We start from the raw sequence: 19,727 nt of genomic DNA, 5'->3' as shown, positions 1-19,727 counted from the left end.
GGAAGGTGTGACCATGAACGTCCTGTACACCGCCGAGGCCACCGTCGAGGGCGAGGGGCGCAAGGGCAAGGGCGCCAGCGACGACGGCCGCCTCAGCGTCGACCTGTCCGTGCCCAAGGGGCTCGGCGGCGACGACGGCCCGGGCACCAACCCCGAGCAGCTCTTCGCGGTGGGCTACGCCGCCTGCTTCCACGGCGCGCTGAAGAAGGTCGCGCGCGAGGCCAAGGCCGACGTCTCCGGTTCCACCGTCAACGCCAAGGTGAGCATCGGCCAGGGCGAGGACGGTCTCGACCTGGCGGTCGAGCTCACCGTCTCGGCCCCGGGCAAGCCCGAGGCGGAGCTGCGCGAGCTGGTGGAGAAGGCCCACCAGACCTGCCCCTACTCCCGGGCCACCCGCGGCAACATCGAGGTCAAGCTCGACGTCGCCGCGGCCTGAGTCCGCGTGAATCCCGTGTGGGGTGGGTGGGCGTTCGCGTCCGCCCGCCCCACACGCTTGTGTCCGTCCGGCTTCGCCGACCGGTCCACCCTCGGGGGAGCCGTCTCCGCTGCCCCGGTCGATGGTGGTCGTGGCGTGCTCGGGCCGCGCGCCTCTCCCTAGGGGGTTTCCGGGCAGGTCCCGGCGCGCGCCCACGTTCGGATCTACGTCGTAAAGGCAGTGTGAAGTCACAATCCATGGCCCACGGTGGAGACCGGGGGTTGCTTTCCGGTCAGAGAGAGGACGAGAGCGGAAAACCGGTTGCCGTTCTCCGCGCGAGCCGTGACGATGATCGGCCGGAATGTGAGGATCGAAAGGTTGGATTCATGGATGTCGTTGTTTCCCGGCCGGCCGGAGCCCTGCGTGGACGCTGGCGCCCCGAAGGGGTCGCGGCCTTCCTGGGCATCCCCTACGCCGCGCCGCCGTTCGGGCCGCGCCGGATGCGTCCCCCGGCGCCGCCCGCCGGCTGGGACGGCGTCCGCGACGCCCTGACCCCCGGTCCCAGCGCCCCGCAGCCCGGCTACTCGCCGGCGATGGCCGGTCTCCTCGTCGAGGCGCGCGAGGCCGGCGAGGACTGTCTCCACCTCAACGTGTGGACCCCCCAACCCGGCCCCGGAAACGGTGGACTGCCGGTCATGGTCTGGATCCACGGTGGCGCCTTCCGCAACGGCGCGGGGACCCTTCCCGTCTACGACGGCGCCGGACTGGCCGCCGAGGGCGTCGTGTGCGTCACCCTCAACTACCGTCTGGGCCCCGAAGGCTTCCTGTTGCTTCCCGACGGGACCGCCAACCTCGGTCTGCTGGACCAAATCGCGGCACTGGAGTGGGTCCGCGACAACATCGCGCTGTTCGGCGGGGACCCCGACAACGTGACCGTCTTCGGCGAGTCCGCCGGCGCCATCTCCATCGCGGCCCTCATGACCATGCCGCGCGCCCAGGGCCTGTTCCGCCGCGCCATCACCCAAAGCGGCGCCGGTCACCACAGTCACCCCGAGGAGGTCGCCCGGCGCATCACCGAGCGACTGGCCTCCCTGGCCGGAGTGCCCGCCACCACCGAGGCCTTGGCCGCGGCCGAGCCCGAACGCCTCATCGCGGCCGACACCGCGTTGCGCGCCGAGATGGCGCGGGCCGCCGACGCCGCCGAATGGGGCGAGTCCACCGGCGGCGGCACCAGCGTGCTCCCGGTGGTGGACGGTTCGACGCTCCCGGCGCGGCCGGTCGACGCCATCGCCGCGGGAGCGGGCCGGGAGATCGACCTGATCACCGGTACCAACAGCGACGAGTTCCGGCTCTTCCTCGTCCCATCGGGGATGGCCGAACGCCTCACCCCTCCGGTGGTCGAGGCCGTCGCCGGAGCCTACGGGCTGGACCCCGCGGCGGTGGCGGTCTACGCCGAAGAGCGCCCCGGCGCCACGCCCGGTGACCTGTTCGCCGCGCTGCTCACCGACCAGGGCTACCGCGTCCCGGCGATCCGGCTGGCCGAGGCGCGCGCCTCCCGGGACGCCGGCACCTACGTCTATGAGTTCACCCGGGCCACCCCGGTGCTGGGCGGAGCCCTGGGCGCCTGCCACACGGCCGAGATCGGCTTCGTCTTCGGCAACCTGGCGGACCCGATCCTGGGGGAGAACCCGCCCGAGGAGCTGTCGGCGAGGATGCGCGCCCTGTGGACCTCCTTCGCGCGCACCGGCCGTCCCCAGGCCGGCGGCGTGCCGGAGTGGCCCGTCTACGGCGCGGGGCGCAACGTCATGGAGCTGGGGGAGGAGACGGCGGTGGCGGTCGACCCCGGCCGGCGGGAACGGTTGCTGTGGGAGGGGATCCGCTGAAACCGCACCTTCGCCGGCCCCGCCCGCCCTGGGCGGGGCCGGCGAACGCGCACCGGCCGGCCCCGAGGTCACCCCTTCGGGCGGGAGGCGCCGGTGACCGGGGCCTCGACCACCCCGCTGGACCGCCCACCGGAGCGGCCCAGCGCCATCGCGGTGACCGCGGTGAGCACCAGCGCGGCTCCGGCCCACTGACCCCAGGTGAGCCGCGCGTCCAGGAGGAACACGCCCACCAGGGCCGACACGAGGGGGAAGGAGAGCTCGGCGAGCGTGGCGCGGCTGGCCGCGGTGCGGCTCAGTCCCCAGTAGTAGACGGCCAGGGCGAACAGACCGGGGACGAGGGCCAGCGCGAACAGCATCGGCAGGTGGCCCGCCTCGATCGCGAACGACGAGCCGGTGACCAGCGTGATCCCGGCGGTGACGGGCAGCGCGATGCCGAACCGCAGCGCGGTGACGTGGAGGAAGGACAGGTGGCGGCCGGCGAAGCGGCCCAGCACGGTCCCCGCCGCCCACAGCAGGGCCGCGCCGACGGCCAGCGCCGCCGCCTGGGCGCCGCGCACGCTCACCGACAGGGGGTCGGGAAAGGCGAGGATCCAGGCGCCGGCCAGCGCGGGGATCGCATACCACGCGAACCGCGGGGTGAGCCGCTCGCCGAGCAGCGCCACCGCCAGCACGATCGCGAAGACCGGCTGGAGTTTCTGCAGGACCTGCGGGGTGACGGGGTCACCGAGGGTGAAGGCGGCCGTGAACAGCGTCGTGGCCAGCGCCGAGGAGCCGCCCCCCACGACGAGCATCGCGACGACGACCCGGGGCCCGGCGCCCGCGAGCGCGCGCAGCGCGGGCCACAGCCAGGGCAGCAGGCAGGCCACGATCACCACGTGCTCGAAGAAGACGATGGTGGGCGCCGGAAGGTCGGCGGACAGGGGTTCGCGCATGAGGGAGGAGGTACCCCACAGGCCGGCGGCCAGGGCCACCGCCCACATCCGGTCCCCGCGACGGGTCTCACCCATGGTCACCGTTTCCCGCGGGGGTCCGCATCGGCATGGTCGGCCTTTCCAGCTCGGGGCGTCGCCGGCCGGGACGACGCGGACGCCGCCCTGGCCGGTCCTTACCGGAGGAAAGTGTAGTTTCGGGGACGAATGCCCATTGTGAACGGGTGGTTCCTCCCGGCCCCGCGGGGGAGGTTCACGCGCGCGCACCCGCCGGCCGGCCGGGACGCGCCGGGTTGTCCGGCCACAGGTCGACCTCGCGGGTTCTCACCAGCTCACCGATACGGCCCACCACCTCCTCGGCCGGCCGCGCGTCCAGCCGGCGGCCGTCGCGCACCCGCAGGGAGACCAGGCCCTCGGCGGCCTCCCTGGCTCCGATGACCACCTGGTAGGGAACGAGCCGCGCGCTCCGGATACGAGCGCCCAGGCTGCCGTCGCGCGGGTCGCGCACCTCCGCCCGCAGCCCCAGGTCGGTGCAGTGCCGTGCGAGCTCCCGCGCGCGGGGCGACTCGGTGGAGGAGACGGGCAGGAACGCCACCTGGACCGGGGCGAGCCAGGCGGGGAAGGCGCCGCCGTGCACCTCCAGGAGGTGGGCGACCACCCGCTCCACGCTGCCGATGACGCTGCGGTGCAGCATGGCCGGTCGGTGCCGGCGCCCATCGGCGCCGGTGTAGCGCAGTCCGAAGCGTTCGGGCTGGTGGAAGTCGATCTGGAGGGTGGACAGGGTGGACTCCCGGCCGGTGGGATCGGCGATCTGCACGTCGAGCTTGGGGCCGTAGAAGGCCGCCTCGCCCTCGGCGGTCTCATAGTCCAGCCCCGCCCCGTCCAGGATCTCGGTCAGCATCGCGACGGCCCGCCGCCACATCCGCGGATCCGCGACGTACTTCCCGTCCGCTGCGGGCAGGGACAACCGGTGGCGGACCGGGCGGATGCCCAGCGCCCGGTAGGCGCGGCGGATCAGTTCCAGGACGGCCTCGGCCTCCTCCGCGATCCGTTCGGGGGACAGAAGATGTGGGCGTCGTTGAGCTGGATCGCCCTGACCCTGGTCAGCCCGCCGAGCGAGCCCGACGGCTCCGAACGGTACATGGCGCCCAGCTCGGCGATCCGCAGCGGCAGGTCGTGGTGGCCGTGTTCCCGGGAACGGTAGATCAGCGCGTGGTGGGGGCACAGGCTCGGCCGCAGGACGACCTGTTCCGCGCCCAGCTCCATCGGGGGGAACATGTCGTCGCCGTAGAGCGGCCAGTGCCCGGAGATCTCGTACAGCTCCCGTTTGCCGAGGATGGGGGAGTGGACGTGCAGGTAGCCCGAGCGGCGTTCCAGGTCGCGGACGTAGTCCTCCAGGGCCTGGCGTACGGTGGCGCCGGCGGGCAGCCAGTAGGGAAGGCCCGAGCCGATCAGGGGATCGGTGTCGAACAGGCCCAGTTCCCGTCCGAGCCTGCGGTGGTCGTGCATGGCGGTCTCCTCGCTGTGACGGGCGAGTGACCCAACGGCGAAGCCCCGGGGCGCTCGCCCCGGGGCTTCGGATCAGACATCAGTCAGCGCGCCGGGACACCTCCGGCGTCGTCGTCATCTGGGCGCGCTGCATACCCGAGATCATAGGGCCGGGGTGCCGCGCGCGCCAGGGAAAATAAATGATCTACACTGTAAAGGCAATGGGTCGTCGTCAGAATCAAGGCACCCCCCGAATCACGGCCGAAGGGGCAGGGTCGAACAGTTGGACCGGGAATCCTCGCCGGCCAGGCGGTCGGTCAGCCAGTTCACGGCGTCGCGCTGGTCGGTGATGAGGGGGGTGAGGTGATTGGTGAGGATCTTGTCACCGAGGTTGGGCAGCACGATGGCCCTGTAGGTGACCTCGCCTCCTGCGCGGCACCAGTCCACGGCCAGCTGTCGCGCCTGCCGGTGGGGGACGATGTCGTCCTGGACGCCCGTGGCCACGCGGACCGGCCCGGCGGGCTTGAGCGCGCCGATGCGCTGCTCGTCGAGCACGGCCTGGGCGGTGGGGTCGGCCGCGATGACGTCGGCGATGGATTCGCCGCCCGTGGTCCACCTCGTGCTCTTGGCGAACCCGTAACGCAGGATCGCGTCGCCGACGCACATGGTCGACATGTCCTGGAGGGCCGCGCGTCCGGTGTCGTTGATGTGGGCGTCGAGGACCTCGCGCAGTTCGGGGTCGGACTGGGTGAAGCCGTTGATCGCCCATCCCAGCGCGCCGGCCAGGGCGCTGCCGTCGATGCCCTTCATGACCTCGGTCAGGTTCGCGGGGGGAGCTCCCACGTAGGTGCCGGCCAGTCGCACGTCGGGGGCGTAGGAGGGCTGGAGCTCGGCGGCCGAGGCGGTGGCGCCTCCCCCCTGGCTGTAACCGTAGAGCCCGATGCGCGAGTCGTCGGTGACGGACGCCCCGGGCACGGAGCGCGCCGCCCGTGCCGCGTCCAGCAGGGCGTGGCCCTGGTCGATCCGGTTGACGTAGGTGTGCAGGCGGTCGGTGGCGCCGAGCCCGACGTAGTCGGTGACCACCACGGCCGCGCCGGTCGCGAGCAGTCGGTAGACGGAGAGGTTGTCGTAGCCGACCGACAGGGTCTCGCCGGTGATGATCAACGGGTACTGCAGGGCCATGGAGGGCGCGCACTGGTCGCCCTGGCCCATGGTGCCCGTGCCCACGGCCACCAGCGGGCGGGGACCGTCGCCCTTCCAGTCCGCGTAGGGCTCGATGTAGGCGCCGGTCACCGCGACGGGCTGTCCGTTGGAGTCGGTGGACTTGTACATCAGCCGGGTCGCCGTGCCCGGCATGCGGCGGCCGTCCAGGCCGGGAAGGCTCAGGCCCAGGGGGAGGGGCTCGGTCCGGATCAGCGTGCCGTTGGCGACGGGAAGCTCGGTGGGAGGGGTGTAGAAGGCGGGGATGGGCACTCCCCTTGACTCCACCGGTTCCGGCACGGTGTCGGCGGAGGCGGGGAGGGCGCAGGTGGCGACAGCGGTCATCGCGGTCACCAGGCCGGCCAGGAGGCGGGCGCCCAGGCGTCTTCCCCGGTGGGGCTCGGGGGTGGTCGTCTGTCGGATACCGGGGGTGCGGGTGGGGGAGAGGGGGAAACGCGAACGGGTTCTCCTGCGGCTCATGGGCTCGCTCCTCGCTCTGCGCTGACGGGGGTGAGCGAAAGCTAACACTGTGTGGTCAGAGGGGGTAACTCACCAGTAAGTTACGCTGCGGTAACCTGTGCTGGTCCCCGCGCGGCGGCCTACGCCCCCATCCCCGGCCGATGTGGCGCACCGGCGACGCCTCCCCCGACCGGCCAAGAACCCCTGAAGGACGGGAGCGGCGCCGACCCGGCGTCGCGGCCACGGGACGCTTCGACACACGCCGGCCTCTCGCACCGTGCCGGTACTCACAACGCGGATATCGTGGGCAGGGGCCGGCCCCATCCCGGAGGAACCCGATCGGGGCGGGCGCGTGGCCGCCCCGACCGCGGGCACCCGCGCGGCCCGATCCGCGCCGCCGCCCACGCCGGAGCGACCGGAAGGGACACCTCGGACCATGACCGGCCATCCCGTCGTCACCACGCGCACCGGCCGCGTGCGCGGGCGCACGGTCAACGGCGTCCACGTGTTCAAAGGCGTCCCCTACGCCGAGCCGCCCGTCAACGCCCTGGCCTTCCAGCCACCGGAGCCGGCCGCCCCCTGGGCGGGGGAGCGCGACGCCGGCGCCTTCGGGCCCACCGCCCCCCAGCCGGTCTTCCCCCAGCCCGCCGACCTCGACGGGTTCTTTCCGACCGTGGCCGGGGACGACTACCTCAACCTCAACGTCTGGACCGCGGAGCTGGGCCGAGCCGGGCGACCGGTGATGGTCTGGATCCACGGCGGCGGCTTCGACGGCGGAAGCAGCATCCCCTACGACGGCGGACGCTTCGCCCGTGACGGCGTCGTCCTGGTCAGCGTCAACCACCGGCTCGGCGCCGAGGGGTTCCTCGCCCCCGGGGACGGGATCGCCAACCTCGCCCTCCTCGACCAGATCGCCGCACTGCGCTGGGTCCACCACAACATCACCGCCTTCGGCGGCGACCCCGACAACGTCACCGTGTTCGGGGAGTCCTCCGGCGCCATGTGCGTGGGAGCCCTGCTCGCCATGCCCGCGGCCCGAGGGCTGATCCGGCGCGCCATCCTGCAAAGCGGCGCCGGCAACCTGGCCCAGACACCCGAGACGGCGCGCCACGTCGGCGGGTTGCTCGCCGCCCGCCTGGGCGTCGCGTTCACCCGCGAGGCGATCGCCACGGTCCCCCGGCAACGGCTGCTCGACGCCCAGGTGGCGGTGATGGCCGACCTGGCGCCCCACCCCGATCCGTGGCGCTGGGGCGGCGAACCCGGCTGCCGGGTGACCGCCTGGCAGCCGGTCATCGACGAGGCCACCCTGCCCGGGCGACCGCTGGACCTCCTCCGCTCCGGCGCGGGCGCCGACGTCGACATCCTGGTCGGCACCAACAGCGAGGAGGGCAGGCTGTCGCTGGTCCCCTTCGGCGCGCTGGACACCGTGACCGAGGCTGACCTGGCCACCGCCGCGCGGCTGTACGGGCTCCCACCCGGCCGGGTCCACGCGGCCTATGGCGCGGCCGACCTCGGTCTTGGGCCCGGGGACCTGCTGGCGCTGCTCCAGCGCGACTGGTGGTACCGCGTTCCCGCCTACCGGCTGGCCGAGGCCAGGGCCGCGGCCGGCCACGCGGTCCACGTCTACGAGTTCGCCTGGCGCTCACCGCGGTTCGGGGGGCTTCTCGGCGCCTGCCACTTCCTGGAGGTCCCCTTCGTCTTCGACCTCCTCGACGACCCGCGCTTTCGGCCGCTGCTCGGCGCCGAGCCGCCGCAGCGCCTCGCCGACACCGTGCACGCCGCCTGGATCGCCTTCGCCGCCGGCGGGGACCCGGGATGGCCCCGGTACGAGGTGCCCCGGCGGCCGGTGCTGCGCTTCGACGACGTGGTGGCGCTCGTCGACGACCCGCGCCCGGCGGAACGCGCCCTGTGGGAGGGCGTCTACTGACGCGGTCGCCCCGCACCGCCCCGGGCCGGGTGAACCGGCCCGGGCGCCGCCCCGGCGGCGGGAGCGGTCGCCGCGTCGGGCTCAGGCGCCGACGTAGGCGGCCAGGTGCTCCCCGGTGAGGGTGGACCGGGCGGCGACGAGGTCGGCGGGCGTGCCCTCGAAGACGATCCGGCCGCCGTCGTGGCCGGCCCCGGGACCCAGGTCGATGATCCAGTCGGCGCGCGCCATGACCGCCTGGTGGTGTTCGATGACGATGACCGACCGCCCGGAGTCGACGAGGCGGTCGAGCAGGCCGAGCAGGTGCTCGACGTCGGCGAGGTGGAGGCCGCTGGTCGGCTCGTCGAGGACGTAGACGCCGCCCTTCTCACCCATGTGGGTGGCCAGCTTGAGCCGCTGCCGCTCACCGCCGGACAGCGTGGTGAGCGGCTGACCGAGGCTGAGGTAGCCGAGCCCGACGTCGGAGAGGCGGGACAAGATGGCGTGCGCGGCCGGTGTGCGCGCCGCGCCGGAGCCGAAGAACTCCGTGGCCTCGGCCACCGACATCGCGAGCACCTCGCTGATGTCGCGACCGCCGAGGCGGTGGTCCAGCACCGATGCCTGGAATCGCCTGCCCTCGCACTCCTCGCAGGTGGTGGCGACGCCGGCCATCATCGCCAGGTCGGTGTAGACGACGCCGGCGCCCTTGCAGTCGGGGCAGGCGCCCTCGGAGTTGGCGCTGAACAGGGCCGGCTTCACCCCGTTGGCCTTCGCGAACGCCTTGCGGATCGGGTCGAGCAGGCCGGTGTAGGTCGCCGGGTTGCTCCGCCGCGAGCCGCGGATCGCGCCCTGGTCGATCGACACCACGCCCGCGCCGGCCGGGATCGACCCGTGCACGAGCGAGCTCTTGCCGGAGCCGGCGACGCCGGTGACGACGACGAGCACCCCCAGGGGGATGTCGACGTCGACGTCGCGCAGGTTGTGGGTGTTCGCGCCGCGGATCTGGAGCGCGCCGGTGGGGGTTCGCACCGTCTGCTTGAGGGTGGCCCGGTCGTCGAGGTGGCGTCCGGTGAGGGTGTCGCTGTCGCGCAGCTCCTTGACGCTGCCCTCGAAGCAGATGGTGCCGCCCGCAGTGCCGGCGCCGGGTCCCAGGTCGACGACGTGGTCGGCGATGGCGATGGTCTCGGGCTTGTGCTCCACGACGAGGACCGTGTTGCCCTTGTCGCGCAGCCGCAGCAGCAGGTCGTTCATCCGCTGGATGTCGTGGGGGTGCAGGCCGATGGTGGGCTCGTCGAAGACGTAGGTGACGTCGGTGAGGGAGGAGCCGAGATGGCGGATCAGCTTGGTGCGCTGCGCCTCGCCGCCCGAGAGCGTGCCGGAGGGACGGTCGAGCGAGAGGTAGCCCAACCCGATCTCCACGAACGAGTCGAGGGTGTCGCGCAGCGTGGCGAGCAGCGGTGCCACCGACGGTTCGTCGAGGCCGCGGATCCACTCGGCCAGGTCGCTGATCTGCATCGCGCAGGCGTCGGCGATGCTGATCCCCTCGATCTTGGCGGACCGGGCCGCCTCGCTGAGCCGGGTCCCGTCGCACTCGGGGCAGGTGGTGAAGGTGACCGCGCGGTCGACGAAGGCCCGGATGTGCGGCTGCATCGCCTCGCGGCTCTTGGAGAGGAACGACTTCTGGACGCGGGGGACCAGCCCCTCGTAGGTCACGTTCGTCCGGTCGACCTTCACCTTGGTCGGTTCCCGGTACAGGAAGTCGTGACGCTCCTGCTCGGTGTAGTCGCGGATCGGCTTGTCGGGGTCGAGGAAGCCGGAGGCGCGGAAGATCCCCACCAGCCAGCCGTCGGCGTTGTAGCCGGGGACGGTGATCGCGCCCTCGGCGAGGGACTTGCTGTCGTCGTAGAGCTGGGTGAGGTCGATGTCGGTCACGTTGCCCATGCCCTCACAGCGCGGGCACATCCCGCCGGTGCGGCTGTAGGTCTGCTTCACCGCCTTGGCCGCACCGCGCTCGACGGTGATGGCGCCGCTGGCCCGGACCGAGGCGGTGTTGAAGGAGAACGCGCTGGGCGGGCCGATGTGGGGTCGCCCGAGCCGGCTGAAGAGGATGCGCAGCAACGCGTTGGCGTCGGTGACGGTGCCGACCGTGGAGCGGGGGTTCGCCCCCAGACGTTCCTGGTCGACGATGATCGCGGTCGTCAACCCCTCGAGCACGTCGACCTCGGGCCGGGCCAGCGTCGGCATGAACCCCTGGATGAAGGCGCTGTAGGTCTCGTTGATCAACCGCTGCGACTCGGCGGCGATGGTGCCGAACACCAGTGAGCTCTTGCCCGAGCCGGAGACACCGGTGAACACGGTCAGCCGGCGTTTGGGGATCTCGACGCTGACGTCCTTGAGGTTGTTCCCGCGCGCGCCGTGCACGCGGATCAGGTCGTGGCTGTCGGCGACGTGCAGCGCGGGCGAGTGGGGTCTGGGGGCCGTGGTCATGGTGTCTCCATTGGTCGGGCGGGGCCGGGGGCGTGAATCTCCGGCGGCCACGCCTGGCTCATTTTCGGCGGGATCGAACATACATCCGATTCGTCCGTGTCGGTGCGGTCACGGGGCGGGGCCGGCCGTGACCGCGGGGACGGTCTCGGACAGGGAAACGGGGTGGGGGTGGGGCCGCGCGCGGGACGGTGCCGCAGCGGCTACGGGGCGGAGAGCGCCTGGCCGGGGTGGGCGCGGTTCCCTGGGCACCGGCCGGGCGGCCCATGGGAGCCTAAGGGGCGGTCGCGCACCTCAGTGGGGCTGTCCGGGCGGTCCTTGGAGCCGCCGGTCAGCGGTCAAGGGCGGCGTCGGGGGCCTGGACGGCCGTCGCCTCGGCGGTGGTGCGGCGTTCGTCCTCATGGACGCCCCGGCCAGGGGAGTGCCCGTGACCCGGCACGTCCTCCAGCCCGGGCGTCGCCGCGCAGCGCGATCGGGGATGTCCCCGAGGAGCAGCGGAAAGGCGGGCGTGGGGAGGGGGCTTGGGCGGGCGGTGGCGTCCATGGTGATCACGCTAGTCGCGCCCCACCGGCCGGCGCTTCTCGATTTCTGACCGGTCCGCCGTCTGCTTCACCGTGTCGTCCCGGGGCCGAGGGACGACGGAACCGAAGTCTCGGCCTCGGTCACGGGGCCGGCAGGTTCGCGGCGTCTGGTGGGCGGGTCTCCGGTCCCCGCACCGGGTTCCCGAGCCGCTGTGGCGGTCTGGGGGAGGGGCGATCAGGGAACCGGGGTGCGGACCGTGGCGATCCGGCACCCGGAGAGGGCGCGGAACGGATCCTGTTCCGCGCCCGTCGGCGTGAGCCGGGTCATTCGACGGGCAGGCATCCGGTGCCGGCCAGCCGGACGAGCGGGAGGTCCTTTTGGAGGTCCTCGCACTGGTAGGTGCGGCCCTCCGGCAGGTCCACCACGGAGCCGGCCCCATCGCCCACGCCTTCGCAGGAGGTGTTCCCGGTGAGGTTGCGGGTCCGTGGATCGTAGTCGACGCCCTCGCACCCGTATCGGGCGTCGGCGTGGACGGGCGCGGTGCCCAGGACCAGGGCCGCCAGTGTCAGGGCCGTGGCGGCGAACGTGCGCGTCATGGTGGCCTTCCGTGAGAGTCGGTCGCGGTGTGCGGCCGCCCTGTCCCAGGGGAGCCCCGGCCCGCGGGCCGCGATGTCGGGGCCGCGCGGTGGGCTTTCACGGGGAGGGACGGCCGTCGCGGGGCCCGCCGGAAAGGCGGTGCCCCCGCCGAGAACGGTAGGGGAGCGCGGGCCGGCGAGCGCGGTTTCGCCGGGGCGTGTCGACGGTTCCCGCCCTGGTGGGGGGCGGCACCGCCGTGCCAGCCCCCGACGTGGGGGCGCGTCGCGGCGAATCGTCCCGGTCTCCGCCGGGACAGGGCGTGCTCCTCCCCCTCATCTTAAAAATCTACGACGTAAAGGTGAGCGTGTCTTCTCTCTCCAGATCAGAGAAAACCAATACGGAAGGCGGCTACGCCGCCTACCTCCTACAAGCCCCGGGCCTGGTCAGGAGGGGCGCCGGCTCGGGGTGGGGAAACGGCCGTGGCCGGCGCCCCTGACGGAGCGCCGGCCACGGCGGGGAAACGGACGCGAAGGATCAGACCGGTGCGGAGCTCTCGTTGAGCAGCAGCCGGTCGAGCATGTCCTGGAGCGTCACCAGCCCCAACAGCGACTCGCCGTCCTCGACGAGGGCCAGGTGGCTGCGGCTCTCCCGCATGATGCTCAACGCCGCGTAGATCGGCGTCGAGGCGTCGAGAGTGAGGACCGGACGCATCAGGTCCGCGGCCGTCGTCTCGGGGCCGCTGGTGAGGGCCTCGCGTACGTGCAGCACGCCCAGGGGCGCCTCGCCGTCGCGCACGACCAGGCGCAGGTGCCCGCTGTCGCGCGACACCCGCTTGACCTCCTCCAACGAGGCGTCCGGGCCGACACCGGCCAGCTCCTCCTTGGGGGTGGTGATCTCGCGGAGCGGCCGGGAGTTGAGCTCCAGGGCCGTGGCGAGCTGGTCGCGGCGCTCCTCGTCCAGCGCGCCGGCCTTGGCGGAGTGGTCGACCAGTTCGCGCAGGTCGTCGGGGCCGTGCCCGGAGGCCACCTCGTCGACGGCCTCGACGCCGAAGCGGTGCAGCACCCAGTTGGCCATCCCGTTCATGCTCACCAGGACGGGGCGGGTGAGCCACATCCAGGCGCGCATCGGTATGGCCAGCAGCGTCGCGGACTTCTCCGGGTGGGAGATGGCCCACGACTTCGGCGCCATCTCGCCGACGACCAGGTGGAGGAAGGTCACCACCACGAGGGAGATGACGAACGACACCACGTAGGAGACCGCGTCGGGCATCCACCCGTGGAACAGGGGTTCCATCAGGTGGTGGACGGCCGGCTTGGTGATGGCGCCCAGTGCCAGGGTGCACAGGGTGATGCCGAGCTGGGAGCCGGCGAGCAGCAGCGACAGGTCGCGGGCGCTCTTGAGCGCCGCGCGGGCCGAGGCGCTGGACTCGGCGGCCTCCTCCAGCCGGTAGCGGCGTGCCGCGACCAGGGCGAACTCGATGGCGACGAAGAAGGCGCTGAGTCCGATGATGACCACGGAGATGATCATCGCGACCCAGGGGTTGAGGTCGCTCATGCGTTCACCTCCTGGTCTACGGGGACGTCGGACTCGACAAGTTGGAGACGGACCGTCTCGGGGACGTGCCGGTCGACGTTTTCGACGGTGAGGACGATCCAGCGGTGGGGGTCGTCCTCCTCGGCGCCTGGGTGGCGGGGCAGGTCGACCCGGACCACGTCGCCGGGTTCGGGCAGGCGGCGCAGTTCGTTGATGACGAGCCCGCCGATGGTCTCGTAGTCGCCGTTGGGCAGGTCGTGCCCGAGGAGGCGTTCGACCTCGTCGACGTGGAGCGCGCCGGGCAGCAGCCAGCTGCCGTCCTCGTTGACGCGCGCTTCGCCCTCGTCTTCGGGGTCGTGCTCGTCGGCGATCTCGCCCACGAGTTCTTCGGCGATGTCCTCCAGGGTGATGACGCCGGCCAGGCCGCCGTACTCGTCGACGACGCAGGCGAACTCGTCGGAGGCCTCGCGCAGCTGGGCCAGGACCCCGGCCAGCGGCAGTGAGGTGGGCACCATGACCGCGGGGCGGGCCACCTCCTTGACCAGGACACTCTCGAGGTTTCGGTCGCCCAGCGCGAGGACGTCGCGCAGGCAGATGACGCCGACGATGTCGTCGACGCCCTGGCCGAGGACCGGGAAGCGGGAGTGGCCGGAGGCCATGAGTTCCACGACCCTGCTGACCGGTTCGTCGACCTCGACGGAGGTGACTTGGGGCCGGGGGATCATGGCGTGGTCGGCGGTGCGGTCGTGGAAGTCGAGGGTGCGGTCCAGCAGGGTGGACAGTTCGGCGGGGAGGTCGCCGCTTTCGCGGGACTCCTCGACGATGCGTTCCAGGTCGCGCGGGGTGGCCGCGTGCTGGACGTCCTCCACGGGTTCGATGCGGACGGCCTTGAGCAGCAGGATCGAGGCCTGGTCGAACAGCCGGATGACCGGGCCGAAGATCTTGAGGTACACGCCGGTGGACAGTGCCAGCCAGCGGGCGACGGGCTCGGGGCGGGCGATGGCGAGGTTCTTGGGGAACAGCTCGCCGAACACCATCTGCACGAGTGTGGAGAAGAGCAGGGCGATGACGGTTCCGGCGGTGATGCCGATGCCCACGGGTACGCCCACGCCGCCCAGGAGTTCGCCGATTCCCGATCCGATCATGGGTTCGGCGACGTAGCCGACGAGCAGACCGGTGACGGTGATGCCGAGCTGGGCGCCGGACAGCATGAAGGAGGTCCGGTTGGTGATGCCGAGGGCGCGTTCGGCGCCGGTGTCGCCGGCTGCCGCGCGGGCTTTGAGGCGGGAGCGGTCCACCGCCATGTAGCCGAATTCCTGGGCGACGAAGTAGCCCGTCGCCGCGGTGATCAGGATGACCACCAGGGCTCCGAGGAGGATGTTGAGGACGATGCTCATGTCGCGCGCACCGCCTCGGAGCCGTAAGACTCGGTGCACACGCTAGTTGGTGAGGGGGGTTCGTCGGTTTCGGAGCCGCAGCGTCCGTTCAGGACGCTGTTGCTACTTCGGGACGGATCCAATGTTCCTCTCTCAATGGATTCGATCGGTACCGGGAATAACACCCATTGGGGGGAAGAAGTTCCCGGAGGGTCCCCGGACGAATCTTCGGCCGGGACTTTTTTTGCCGAGCGCTGTGCTGGTGGGCCGGATCGTGGGTGCGCCGAAAGCCCGCCGCGGGTGGGGCGGCGGGTGGGGGTGGGCGGATCAGTTCACGGTGCCGGTCTCCGCGGGGGCGGTGTGGGCCTGCCATTCGCGGCGGCGGGTCTCGGCGATGGCGATGGCGGTGGCCACGGCGACGTTGAGGGAGCCGACCCGGCCGATTTGGGGGATGTAGGCGACGGCGTCGGCCGCGGCGAGGAGCGCGGGGGAGCAGCCGTGGTCTTCGGCGCCGACGGCGAGGCAGATGTCGCCGTCGAGGGGGGCCTCGTGGAGGGGGAGGGCGTCGCGGGCGAGTTCGATGGCGACGACGCGGTAGCCGTCGGCGTGGGCGGCGGCGATGGCCTCGTTGCTGGTGCGGAGGCGTTCCCAGTGGATCTTGTTTTCGGATCCGAGGGCGGTTTTGCCCACTTGGGGGTGGGTGGGGTCGATGGCGTTGCCGGTGAGCCAGAGGGTGTCGAGGCCGAAGGTGGCGCCGGTGCGCAGGATGGAGCCGAGGTTGAACGGCTGGGTGACGGATTCGGCGATGAGGGCGAGGCGGCCCTCGGTGCGCCTGCGCCATTGGCGGTTGAGCCGTTTGACGTCGGTGGGGCGCAGTTGCGTGCTCACCTGGGGTGCTTTCCTCGAATCCGGTCTGGGGGTCAGGTTGTTCTCAGCCTACCGGCATGTCGCTCCTGGTGGGAGGGGTCATGCCGGGCGGGTGGTGCGAAGGATTCTATAGCCGGCGCGTGAGGCGATGCGTTCGGTGGGGTGGCCTTGGGTGTCGAGCCAGCGGTGGAGGGAGTCGGCGCCGAGGTGTTTTTGGACGACGAGGTGGGCGGTGCCGCCGGGGGTGATGCCGTTGAGCCAGGTGTGGAGGAGGGGGTGGAGGACGTTTTTGCCGATGCGGATGGGGGGGTTGGACCAGATGGCGTCGAAGGGGCCGGTGAGGGGGGTGGTGGTGTGGGGGGTGGGGGTGCCGTCGGGGTTGGTGAGGGCGAAGGTGGCGTTGTGGAGGTGGTTGTTGTGGGCGTTGGTGGTGGCGAGGGCGAGGGCGCGGGGGTTGACGTCGACGCCGAGGATGGTGGCGTGGGGGGCGCGGGCGGCCATGGTGAGGGCGATGGGGCCGTAGCCGCAGCCGAGGTCGAGGAGGTGGCCGTTGGGAGGTGGGGTGGGGACGGTTTCGAGGAGGATGCGGGTGCCGAGGTCGATTTTGTCGGGGGAGAAGGTGCCGCGGTCGGTGGTGAGGCGGAGGTGGAGGTCGGGGAGGACGAGGTCGATGGTGGTGGGGCGGCTGGTGGAGTCGGGGTCGGGGGAGAAGTAATGCTGTGTCACGCGGTGACGCTACCAGCAGTGATGGGGGTGGTGGGGCCTGGGCGCATTGACAAACCGGCCGGTCGGTACTGTGATGCTCCGAAGGTCCGGTCGAGTGTGGAGGTGTTGAGGAGTGTCCGTGAGGCGTTTTGAGGGCAAGGTCGCGATCGTCACCGGTGCCAGCCGGGGGATCGGGTTGGCCACGGCGCGGCGGATCGTCGATGAGGGCGGCAGGGTGGTGGTCACCGCGCGTAAGTCGGGGCCGTTGGAGGAGGCGGTCGCGGGGCTGGGGGGTTCCGACGTGGCGGTGGGGGTGGCGGGGAAGGCGCACGACGCCGAGCATCGCGCGGAGGTGATCGAGCGGACCCTGGAGACGTTCGGGCGTATCGACGTGCTGGTGAACAACACGGGGACCAATCCGGTGTTCGACGCGGTCGTCAACGTCGATCCGGCCGCGATGGCCAAGATCTTCGAGATCAACGTGATCGCCGCGGCGGCGTGGGTGAGCGGGGTCTACCACGCCTGGATGGGGGAGCACGGGGGCGCGGTGGTGAACGTGGCGTCGTTGGCGGGGCAGCATCCGTCTCCGGGGTTGGGGGTGTATGGGGCGAGTAAGGCGGCGCTGATCAATTTGACGGCGCAGTTGGCCTATGAGTTGGCGCCGAAGATCCGGGTGAACGCGGTGGCGCCGGCGGTGGTGCGCACGAGGTTCGCGGAGGCGTTGTACGCGCAGGACGAGGAGGGGGTGGTGGCGGGTTACCCGTTGGGCCGGTTGGGGGAGCCGGAGGATGTCGCCGCGGCGATCGCCTTCTTGGCCTCGCAGGACGCGGCGTGGGTGACGGGGCAGACGCACACGTTGGACGGTGGGCGGACGTTGGGGGCGGGGGTGGAGTAGGCCGCCGCGGCGGGGTCGGGTCTTTGGTGGGAGGCCATTGCGTCGAGGGGTGGGGCGAGCGCAGGATGGGAGGTAGGGGGGATGGTCGATGAGAGCGCAGGTCGGCGACAGGTTGGTGGTCGAGGCTCCGCGTGATGACGTGCACCGTCGCACGGGTGTGGTGTTGGCGGTGTTGGGCGTCGAGGGGACCCCGCCGTATCAGGTGCGGTGGCTGGATGAGGACCGTGAGGGGTTGGTCTATCCGGGGCCGGACGCCCATATCGAGTCGGGTGAGGAACCGGGTCGGGAGTGAGCTGGAGTCCGGGGGGCGGTCATGCACACGATGAAGCGGTGGAGTGTCGACATCTTGGTGTCGGAGGAGAGCGAGGGGGATGCGGCTCGGACGTGGGCCGAGGCCGGGTTGAGATCGGAGGAGGGGGCGAATCTGCGCGGGCATGGGATGGCGCGCAAGCACCCCGCCGATGTGGATATCCCCGATATCGGGGATGAGCTGGCGGTGTCGCGGGCGTTGGCGGATCTGGCGCGTCAGTTGCGGCAGGCGGCGGCCGAGGACATCTCGGATTCGTCGGGTGGCGCCTGGCGGTCGTGAGTGTCGCCGGTGGACGGCCGGGTCGGGGTTGTCGGCCCGGCCGTCGGCGTGTGTGGGGGTGGGGTGACGGGGGGTGGGGCGGTGTTCACTCCAGCGTGACCCTGATGGGGCACACTCGGGCCTGTGACCTCGACTTCTGATTTTCAGGCTCGGCCCGCTCGGGTGCTGGGCACGGGTGATGCCGTGGTGATCGGCCTGGGGGCCATGATCGGCGCGGGGGTGTTCGTCGTGCCGGCGTTGGCGGCGCGGGCGGCGGGTTCGTGGCTGCTGGTGTCGTTGGTGGTGGCGGCGGTGGTGGCGTATTGCAACGCGGTGTCCTCGGCGCGGTTGGCGGCGCGGCATCCGCGGTGGGGTGGGGCCTATGTCTATGGCCGGGAGCGTCTGGGGGAGGTGTGGGGGTTCCTGGCCGGGTGGGCGTTCGTGGTGGGTAAGACGGCGTCGTGTGCGGCGATGGCGTTGGTGTTCGCGTCGTATGTGTGGCCGGGCGCGGAGCGGTGGGTCGCGGTGGCCGCGGTGGTGGTGTTGACGGCGGTGAACTACCGGGGGATGCGCGCGTCGTTGTGGTTGACGCGGGTGTTGTTGGTCTCGGTGGTGGCGGTGCTGGCCTTGGTGGTCGTGGTGTCGCTGTGGGGTGGCGGTGCCGGGGTGGCGCGCGTGGAGGCGGGGCCGCCGGTCGCGGAGCCTGGTCTGGGCGGGGTGTTGGCGGGGGCGGGGTTGTTGTTCTTTGCCTTCGCCGGGTATGCGCGGATCGCGACGCTGGGGGGTGAGGTGCGGGATCCGCAGCGGTCGATTCCGCGGGCGATCGGGGTGGCGTTGGCCGTGGCGCTGGGGGTGTACCTGGCGGTGGTGGTGGCGCTGTTGGCGGTGTTGGGGGTGCGCGGGTTGGCGGGGTCCTCGGCGCCGTTGGCCGATGCGGTGGCGGCCGGTGGGGCCGGTTGGGCGGTGCCGGTGGTGGCTGTGGGCGCGGCGTTGGGCAGTTTGGGGGCGTTGTTGTCGTTGGTGTTGGGGGTGTCGCGGACGACGGCGGCGATGGCGGGGGATGGGAGTGTGCCGCGCTGGTTGGCGGGGGTGCATCCGCGGTGGGGGGTGCCGCATCGGGCCGCGGTGGTGGTCGGCGCGGTGGTGGTGGCGCTGGTGCTGGTGGGTGATGTGCGCGGGGTGGTGGGGTTCTCGTCGTTTGGGGTGTTGGTCTATTACGCGGTGGCCAACGCTTCGGCGTTGAGGTTGGGGCCCGATGAGGATCGGCCGCCGTTGGTGGTGCCGGTGGTGGGGCTGGTGGGGTGTTTGGTGCTGGCGTTGTGCCTGCCGTGGGATTCGGTGGTGGCGGGGGCGCTGGTGGTGGCGGTGGGCGCGCTGGTGTGGGTGGTGCGTTCGCGGGTGGTGGCGCGCCGAGTGTGAGGTGGTGCGCGGAGGCGGTCTCGTCCATGGGGGCGGGGCCGCCTCGCTGTTTTCTCAGGGGCGGGCGAGGGCGGTGAGGCCGCGGCGGGCGGTGGAGGAGAGGGGGTGGGGCAGGGCGTGGCGGGGGAACCAGGCGGCCTGGCAGGTGGAGCCGTTGGTCTCGGTGACGCGGGGGGTGGTGGGGTGGGGGATGTGGACGTGGAAGAAGGCCCAGACGGAGTGGATCTCGGGGCTGGTGGGGGTGGCGGGGCGGTGGTGGTTGGTGAAGGTGATGAGGTCGCCGATCACGCCGGTTTGGGCGGTTTCCTCGATGAGTTCGCGGGCGAGGGCGTCGCGGGCGTTTTCGCCGTGGTCGACGCCGCCGCCGGGCAGGTGCCAGGTGCCGGCGCCGGGGAATCCGGGGGAGATGCGGGTGAGGAGGATGTGGTCGGGGGTGGTGGCGATGGCGTAGGCGGCGATGCGGCTGAGGCGCGGGTGGGGGGTGGGGGGTTCGTCGGGGAGCAGG

General features: G+C 72.0%; 17 protein-coding genes and 1 pseudogene. 7 read left to right on the top strand and 11 right to left on the bottom strand.

Going from position 1 to position 19,727, the window contains the following annotated elements:
• Positions 1-7: 7 nt before the first annotated feature.
• Both ACYVHU_RS22580 and ACYVHU_RS22575 read left to right on the top strand, forming a co-directional pair.
• Positions 8-436 (top strand): organic hydroperoxide resistance protein, encoded by a 429-nt coding sequence (locus tag ACYVHU_RS22580; protein ID WP_498949448.1) that lies wholly within the window; start codon positions 8-10, stop codon positions 434-436.
• 365 nt (positions 437-801) lie between these two features.
• On the top strand, positions 802-2,298 hold the full coding sequence (locus ACYVHU_RS22575; protein WP_432940257.1) for a carboxylesterase/lipase family protein: 1,497 nt from the start codon (positions 802-804) through the stop codon (positions 2,296-2,298).
• Positions 2,299-2,366: 68 nt separating this feature from the next.
• Here ACYVHU_RS22575 and ACYVHU_RS22570 read toward each other — a convergent pair whose 3' ends face one another.
• The 4 genes and pseudogenes from ACYVHU_RS22570 to ACYVHU_RS22555 all read right to left on the bottom strand — a co-directional run bounded on the left by ACYVHU_RS22570 (position 2,367) and on the right by ACYVHU_RS22555 (position 6,395).
• Entirely contained in the window at positions 2,367-3,305 is a 939-nt protein-coding gene (locus ACYVHU_RS22570; RefSeq protein ID WP_498949447.1) for a DMT family transporter, read from the bottom strand.
• A 175-nt stretch (positions 3,306-3,480) separates the two neighbouring features.
• Positions 3,481-3,921 carry a His/Gly/Thr/Pro-type tRNA ligase C-terminal domain-containing protein gene (locus tag ACYVHU_RS22565; RefSeq protein ID WP_498949513.1) on the bottom strand — a complete coding sequence of 147 codons (441 nt, stop codon included), beginning with the start codon at positions 3,919-3,921 and terminating at the stop codon, positions 3,481-3,483.
• Positions 3,919-4,493, bottom strand: a pseudogene (locus tag ACYVHU_RS22560) (aminoacyl--tRNA ligase-related protein); the annotation flags it as partial. The pseudogene ACYVHU_RS22560 and the gene ACYVHU_RS22565, both read right to left, overlap by 3 nt.
• A 477-nt stretch (positions 4,494-4,970) precedes the next feature.
• Positions 4,971-6,395, bottom strand: a complete 1,425-nt coding sequence (locus tag ACYVHU_RS22555) for an alpha/beta hydrolase family protein (RefSeq protein ID WP_498949446.1) — start codon at positions 6,393-6,395, stop codon at positions 4,971-4,973.
• 415 nt (positions 6,396-6,810) lie between these two features.
• Between ACYVHU_RS22555 and ACYVHU_RS22550 the strand changes: the two genes are divergently transcribed.
• Complete coding sequence (locus ACYVHU_RS22550; RefSeq protein WP_432940265.1) at positions 6,811-8,301, top strand: carboxylesterase/lipase family protein; 1,491 nt, start codon at positions 6,811-6,813, stop codon at positions 8,299-8,301.
• 81 nt (positions 8,302-8,382) lie between these two features.
• Here ACYVHU_RS22550 and ACYVHU_RS22545 read toward each other — a convergent pair whose 3' ends face one another.
• The 6 genes from ACYVHU_RS22545 to ACYVHU_RS22520 form a co-directional block, all read right to left on the bottom strand.
• Positions 8,383-10,764, bottom strand: coding sequence for an ATP-binding cassette domain-containing protein (locus ACYVHU_RS22545; protein WP_432940268.1), 2,382 nt, complete (start codon positions 10,762-10,764; stop codon positions 8,383-8,385).
• An 842-nt stretch (positions 10,765-11,606) separates the two neighbouring features.
• Positions 11,607-11,879 carry a hypothetical protein gene (locus ACYVHU_RS22540; RefSeq protein ID WP_078764083.1) on the bottom strand — a complete coding sequence of 91 codons (273 nt, stop codon included), beginning with the start codon at positions 11,877-11,879 and terminating at the stop codon, positions 11,607-11,609.
• 514 nt (positions 11,880-12,393) lie between these two features.
• Positions 12,394-13,413 (bottom strand): hemolysin family protein, encoded by a 1,020-nt coding sequence (locus tag ACYVHU_RS22535; protein ID WP_078764084.1) that lies wholly within the window; start codon positions 13,411-13,413, stop codon positions 12,394-12,396.
• Positions 13,410-14,789, bottom strand: a complete 1,380-nt coding sequence (locus ACYVHU_RS22530) for a hemolysin family protein (RefSeq protein ID WP_078764085.1) — start codon at positions 14,787-14,789, stop codon at positions 13,410-13,412. The genes ACYVHU_RS22535 and ACYVHU_RS22530 overlap by 4 nt, the downstream gene beginning before the upstream one ends.
• 306 nt (positions 14,790-15,095) lie before the next feature.
• Positions 15,096-15,656, bottom strand: a complete 561-nt coding sequence (locus tag ACYVHU_RS22525) for a TrmH family RNA methyltransferase (RefSeq protein WP_078764086.1) — start codon at positions 15,654-15,656, stop codon at positions 15,096-15,098.
• 78 nt (positions 15,657-15,734) lie between these two features.
• Complete coding sequence (locus ACYVHU_RS22520; RefSeq protein ID WP_498949445.1) at positions 15,735-16,361, bottom strand: class I SAM-dependent methyltransferase; 627 nt, start codon at positions 16,359-16,361, stop codon at positions 15,735-15,737.
• Between the two features lie 118 nt (positions 16,362-16,479).
• Between ACYVHU_RS22520 and ACYVHU_RS22515 the strand changes: the two genes are divergently transcribed.
• The 4 genes from ACYVHU_RS22515 to ACYVHU_RS22500 all read left to right on the top strand — a co-directional run bounded on the left by ACYVHU_RS22515 (position 16,480) and on the right by ACYVHU_RS22500 (position 19,222).
• Positions 16,480-17,235 carry an SDR family oxidoreductase gene (locus tag ACYVHU_RS22515; RefSeq protein ID WP_078764088.1) on the top strand — a complete coding sequence of 252 codons (756 nt, stop codon included), beginning with the start codon at positions 16,480-16,482 and terminating at the stop codon, positions 17,233-17,235.
• A gap of 88 nt (positions 17,236-17,323) precedes the next feature.
• On the top strand, positions 17,324-17,527 hold the full coding sequence (locus ACYVHU_RS22510) for a DUF1918 domain-containing protein (protein ID WP_078764089.1): 204 nt from the start codon (positions 17,324-17,326) through the stop codon (positions 17,525-17,527).
• A gap of 21 nt (positions 17,528-17,548) precedes the next feature.
• Positions 17,549-17,824 (top strand): DUF1876 domain-containing protein, encoded by a 276-nt coding sequence (locus tag ACYVHU_RS22505; protein ID WP_078764090.1) that lies wholly within the window; start codon positions 17,549-17,551, stop codon positions 17,822-17,824.
• A 123-nt stretch (positions 17,825-17,947) separates the two neighbouring features.
• Complete coding sequence (locus ACYVHU_RS22500) at positions 17,948-19,222, top strand: APC family permease (RefSeq protein ID WP_078764091.1); 1,275 nt, start codon at positions 17,948-17,950, stop codon at positions 19,220-19,222.
• 54 nt (positions 19,223-19,276) lie between these two features.
• Here the strand turns inward: ACYVHU_RS22500 and ACYVHU_RS22495 are convergent.
• The coding region (locus ACYVHU_RS22495; RefSeq protein ID WP_498949444.1) for an NUDIX hydrolase at positions 19,277-19,727 on the bottom strand (451 nt) is incomplete at its 5' end.

This window comes from Marinactinospora endophytica, from assembly GCF_054780875.1.
Note: the sequence above shows the minus strand (reverse complement) of the source record. Positions and strands in the feature narration are given on the sequence as shown.